The organism is Burkholderia sp. Ac-20392 (genome assembly GCF_017104585.1).
In the GTDB taxonomy this organism is placed as follows: Bacteria; Pseudomonadota; Gammaproteobacteria; order Burkholderiales; family Burkholderiaceae; genus Burkholderia; species Burkholderia lata.
This window is the reverse complement of sequence record NZ_JAAGPB010000552.1, coordinates 1-4,913: the sequence shown is the minus strand read 5'-3', so window position 1 is coordinate 4,913 and position 4,913 is coordinate 1. Positions and strand designations below refer to the sequence as shown.

6 protein-coding genes are annotated in these 4,913 nt (G+C 67.0%); 3 read left to right on the top strand and 3 right to left on the bottom strand.

Annotated elements, in window-relative coordinates:
* Both G3N99_RS34310 and G3N99_RS34305 read right to left on the bottom strand, forming a co-directional pair.
* Positions 1-645: cation:proton antiporter (locus tag G3N99_RS34310; protein WP_206124588.1), on the bottom strand; the 645-nt coding region annotated here is incomplete at its 3' end.
* 25 nt (positions 646-670) lie between these two features.
* Complete coding sequence (locus G3N99_RS34305) at positions 671-931, bottom strand: XapX domain-containing protein (protein WP_041493055.1); 261 nt, start codon at positions 929-931, stop codon at positions 671-673.
* Positions 932-1,207: 276 nt separating this feature from the next.
* Here G3N99_RS34305 and G3N99_RS34300 point away from each other — a divergent pair, with 276 nt between their 5' ends.
* Entirely contained in the window at positions 1,208-1,894 is a 687-nt protein-coding gene (locus tag G3N99_RS34300; protein ID WP_206124587.1) for a hydrolase, read from the top strand.
* A 66-nt stretch (positions 1,895-1,960) separates the two neighbouring features.
* Here the strand turns inward: G3N99_RS34300 and G3N99_RS34295 are convergent, their stop codons facing one another.
* Positions 1,961-2,884, bottom strand: a complete 924-nt coding sequence (locus G3N99_RS34295; protein ID WP_174945961.1) for a LysR family transcriptional regulator — start codon at positions 2,882-2,884, stop codon at positions 1,961-1,963.
* A 98-nt stretch (positions 2,885-2,982) separates the two neighbouring features.
* Between G3N99_RS34295 and G3N99_RS34290 the strand changes: the two genes are divergently transcribed.
* Both G3N99_RS34290 and G3N99_RS34285 read left to right on the top strand, forming a co-directional pair.
* The gene (locus G3N99_RS34290; protein WP_043182444.1) at positions 2,983-3,150 is read left to right on the top strand and encodes a DUF1427 family protein; all 168 of its coding nucleotides are present in this window, start codon (positions 2,983-2,985) and stop codon (positions 3,148-3,150) included.
* Positions 3,151-3,168: 18 nt separating this feature from the next.
* Positions 3,169-4,913, top strand: a 1,745-nt coding sequence (locus G3N99_RS34285) for an amidohydrolase (RefSeq protein ID WP_206124586.1), incomplete at its 3' end; no start/stop codon positions are given.

The window sequence follows — 4,913 nt, the reverse complement described above, 5'->3', positions numbered from 1 at the left end:
GCCGAGCATCGGGTCGCGCAGGCGCGGCAGCACCCAGCTCATCGCATGGCCGCATGCAAGGCCAACCGCGATGCCGATCAGCGTGAGCGAGAAGAACAGCCCGGTGGCGCTCGCGGCCGTGATCGACACGGCGAGCGCGGCCGACACGGCCATCTGGTACAGCAGCAGGCCCGACGCATCGTTGACGAGACTTTCGCCTTCGAGCACCGCGACGAGCCGCGCGGGCAGCGGGTGGCGCTGCAGGATCGCTTTCGCGGCGACCGCGTCCGGCGGCGACACGATCGCGCCGAGCGTGAAGCAGGCGGCCCACGGCAGCGCCGGGTTCACGGCATGCACGGCGAGCGCGACCGCGACGGTCGTGAACACCACCGCGCCGAGCGCGAGCGATGCGATCGACGCAAGCTCCTGGCGGAATTCCTTCCACGCGGTGTAGAACCCGCTCGACATCAGCAGCGGCGGCAGCACGGCCGCGAGCAGCAGCGCCGGGTCCATGTCGGGCACGCGCTTGCCGGCGACCGCGACCACGCAGCCGCCGAGCAGCAGCACGACGGCTGGCGGAATCGAAATCCGCTCGGCGAGCCACGTGAGTGCGCCCGCCCCGCAGATCAACAACAGCAGGTAATGAAACAGCTCGACGTTGGTCATGCGTGGCCGGCGGCGAACGGTTGCGTCACGACGGCTTGCGGTCGTTCGGGGTGCCACCGGGCAGCGCGCCGAACATGTGCTGGCTGCATTGTGCATCGCGCCATGCGGTGTTCAGCCGGTGTCCGGAAAGCATCCGGCGCGCGACGGGCAGGATCTGTTCGCCGGCCAGCATGCCGAGCAGGCCGGTAAGCGCGATGATCGGCGGGGCCGGCGAGTTCACGCCGAGCGCGCCGTAGATGACGCCGGCGAGGATGCCGGCAAGCAGCGACAGGAAATACGGTTTCATGGCGGGCGTCCCGTGATGGCAGACGAGCGGCGCGGTGCACGCCGTCAAGGTCTTGAAAGCGTATCGGGTTTGCGTGAAGAAAAAAAGGGCGGGCAGCCCCGAACAGGCCTCGATTCAGGAATCGGATCGATTCCGTTTCTTGGGTGTTCGCGCCGCGCGTTTGCGGCTTAAATATTTGGGCCCGGATGAATGTCCGGCGCCGACGTACCTCTGGCTCCTCCCGCTTTCACGGTCGAGGCAGGCCCCCCTTTTTTCGTTCACAGGACACCTTGCGCCATGAGCAATCCGAAACTTGAAGTACTGACTCCGCAGAACAGCCAGCTGATCTTCATCGACCAGCAGCCGCAAATGGCGTTCGGCGTGCAGTCGATCGATCGCCAGACGCTGAAGAACAACGTCGTCGGGCTCGCGAAGGCGGCGAAGGCGTTCGACGTGCCGACCACGATCACGACGGTCGAGACCGAGGCCTTCTCCGGCCATACCTTCCCCGAGCTGCTCGACGTGTTCCCGAACCAGAAGACGCTCGAACGCACGTCGATGAACTCGTGGGACGACCAGAAGGTGCGCGACGCGCTCGCCGCGAACGGCCGCAAGAAGGTCGTCGTGTCGGGTCTCTGGACGGAAGTCTGCAATACGACGTTCGCGCTGTGCGCGATGCTCGAAGGCGACTACGAGATCTACATGGTGGCCGACGCATCGGGCGGCACGTCGCAGGCCGCGCACGACTTCGCGATGCAGCGGATGGTGCAGGCCGGTGTCGTGCCCGTCACGTGGCAGCAGGTCCTGCTCGAATGGCAGCGCGACTGGGCGCGCCGCGACAGCTACGACGCCGTGATGGCGATCGCGAAGGAGCACTCGGGTGCGTACGGGATGGGTGTCGACTACGCGTACACGATGGTTCACAAGGCCGCGCAACGCACCGCGACGCCGCACGAGTCGATCGCGGCGGTACCGGCGAAGTAACGGACCCCGGCCGCGATCGTGGCAACGGCCGGCCGCGGCGATCCGCTGGCGCCGGCCGTTGCGTGTTCAGGTTGCGGGCAGCGCCCACGGCGCGTGCGCGAAGTGCTCCGCGAGGAAGTCGAGCAGCACCGTCACGCGCGCGGCGCGCAGCATGCCGGGCGGCGTGACGAGGTTGACGTTGATGTCGGCGATCTTCCAGTCCGACATCACTTCCTCCAGCTCGCCGCTCTGCATCGCTTCCCACACCAGGAACTCGGGCTGCAGGGCGAGGCCGTGACCGGCGATGAGCGCGGGGACGATCACGTCCGCGTTGTTGGTGCGAATGCGGCCGTGCACGGATACGCCGACTTCGTCGCCCGATGCCGGTTGGCGGAAGCGCCAGTGCTCGGGCGTCGGCAGGTTCGTGTAGGTGAGGCACACGTGCTGTTCGATGTCGCGCGGGTGGGTGGGGCGGCCACGCCGGTCGAGGTACGCGGGCGACGCGACGAGCGGCCGGCGCACCGCGCAGAGCCGGCGCGAGCGCAGCGACGAATCGCTCAGCTCGGCGATGCGGATCGCGACGTCGAAGCCGCCGGACACGATGTCGACGATGTGATCGGTGAGCACGAGGTCGATGTCGACGCGCGGATAGCGTTCGAGAAACGCGGGCAGCACCGGCGACAGATGGCGCAGCCCGAACGACATCGGCGCATTCACGCGCACGAGGCCGTGCGGTTCGAGCGCCTGCGCGGACGCTTCGCTTTCGATCAGCTCGGCATCGGCGAGCAGGCGGATCGCGCGGTCGCGCAGCAGTTCGCCGGTCGGCGTGAGCGACAGCTTGCGCGACGTGCGGTACAGCAGCATCGCGCCGAGGCGTTTTTCGAGGCGCGCAATCGCCTTCGACACGGTCGGCTGCGAGACGCCGAGCAGGTCGGCGGCTTTCGCGAACGAACCGGTCTCCGCGACGCGCGCAAAGATGGCCCAGGCTTCGAGATCAGGAAGGTGTTGCATGGTCGGGATGAATGGCAGGGAAGCGGAACGGATGCAGCGCACCGCGAAAGCGGGCGTGCGATGCAGGTGATTCTAATCCGGCCGGGAGAAAAATCGTTATGGAATCTTATCTACTTTCGTTGGGCGCCGGCGTGTTGATCGGCGTCGTGTACAGCGTGATCAAGGTGCGTTCGCCGGCACCGCCGCTGATCGCGCTGGTCGGCCTGGCCGGCATGCTGATCGGCGCCCAGGCCATCGCGCCGGTCCGTCACTGGCTCGGCTTCTGACCGCATCGAGGACACTTCATGAGCGCAACCGCTACTCAACCCGATCTCATCCTGCACAACGGGCGCATCACGACGCTCGATCGTGCGAACCCCGTCGCCACCGCCGTGGCGATCAAGGACGGCCGCTTCGTCGCGGTCGGCGCCGACGCGGACATCGTGCCGCTCGCGGGCCGCGCGACGAAGGTCGTCGATCTCGATTGCCGCAGCGTGCTGCCGGGCCTGATCGACAACCACACGCACGTGATTCGCGGCGGCCTGAACTACAACCTCGAGCTGCGCTGGGATGGTGTGCGTTCGCTCGCGGTCGCGATGGAGATGCTGAAGCACCAGGTCGCGATCACGCCTGCGCCGCAATGGGTGCGCGTGGTTGGCGGCTTCACCGAACACCAGTTCGTGGAGAAGCGCCTGCCGACGATCGACGAACTCAATGCCGTCGCACCCGATACGCCGGTGTTCATCCTGCATCTGTACGACCGCGCGCTGCTGAATGCGGCCGCCCTGCGGGTGGTCGGCTACACGAAGGACACGCCGGAGCCGCCGGGCGGCACGATCCTGCGCGACGCAGCGGGCAACCCGACCGGGCTGCTGCTCGCGAACCCGAACGCGACGATCCTTTACGCGACGCTCGCGAAAGGCCCGAAGCTGCCGTTCGACTATCAGTACAACTCGACGCGCCACTTCATGCGCGAACTCAATCGTCTTGGCGTGACGGGCGTGATCGACGCAGGCGGCGGGTCGCAGAATTATCCCGACGATTACGAAGTGATCCGCAAGCTGCACGACGCGGGCGAGATGACGGTGCGGATCGCGTACAACCTGTTCACGCAGAAGCCGAACGCGGAGAAGGAAGACTTCGTGAACTGGACGAAGAGCGTCAAGTATCACGACGGCACCGACTACTTCCGCCACAACGGCGCGGGCGAGATGCTGGTGTTTTCGGCGGCCGATTTCGAGGATTTCCGCGTCGCGCGCCCGGACCTGCCGGCGCAGATGGAGGACGATCTCGAAGGCGTCGTGCGCGTGCTCGCGCAGAACCGCTGGCCGTGGCGCATGCATGCGACCTACGACGAAACGATCAGCCGTGCGCTCGACGTGTTCGAGAAGGTGAACCGCGATATTCCGCTCGACGGGCTGAACTGGTTCTTCGATCATGCGGAAACGGTCTCAGAGAAATCGATGGACCGGATCGCCGCGCTCGGCGGCGGCATTGCAGTGCAGCACCGGATGGCGTACCAGGGCGAGTACTTCGTCGAGCGCTATGGCGCGCAGGCCGCGGAGGCGACGCCGCCCGTCGCGAAGATGCTCGACAAGGGGATCAAGGTGTCGGCCGGCACCGACGCGACGCGCGTGGCGTCGTACAACCCGTGGGTGTCGCTCGCGTGGCTCGTGACGGGCAAGACGGTCGGCGGCCTGCGGATGTATCCGCAGCGCAACCTGCTCGATCGCGAGACCGCGCTGCGCATGTGGACCGAGTACGTGACGTGGTTCTCGAACGAAGAGGGGAAGAAAGGGCGCATCGCGGTCGGCCAGCTCGCCGACCTGATGGTCCCGGATCGCGATTTCTTCACGTGTGCGGAGGACGATATCGTCGATACGACTGCATTGCTGACGGTGGTCGGCGGCCGGATCGTGTGGGGCGCGGGGCCGTTCGCGTCGCACGATGCGCCGATTCCGCCCGCGATGCCCGACTGGTCGCCGGTGCGTGAGTACGGCGGCTACGGCGGCTGGGGCGCGACGCAGCGCAACGGCGCGCCGCTGCAACG

Excerpts from the sequence above, each read along its gene's own strand:
- G3N99_RS34305 (WP_041493055.1), bottom strand. The coding sequence starts at position 931 with ATGAAACCGTATTTCCTGTCGCTGCTTGCCGGCATCCTCGCCGGCGTC.
- G3N99_RS34300 (WP_206124587.1), top strand. The coding sequence starts at position 1,208 with ATGAGCAATCCGAAACTTGAAGTACTGACTCCGCAGAACAGCCAGCTG.
- G3N99_RS34295 (WP_174945961.1), bottom strand. The coding sequence starts at position 2,884 with ATGCAACACCTTCCTGATCTCGAAGCCTGGGCCATCTTTGCGCGCGTC.
- G3N99_RS34290 (WP_043182444.1), top strand. The coding sequence starts at position 2,983 with ATGGAATCTTATCTACTTTCGTTGGGCGCCGGCGTGTTGATCGGCGTC.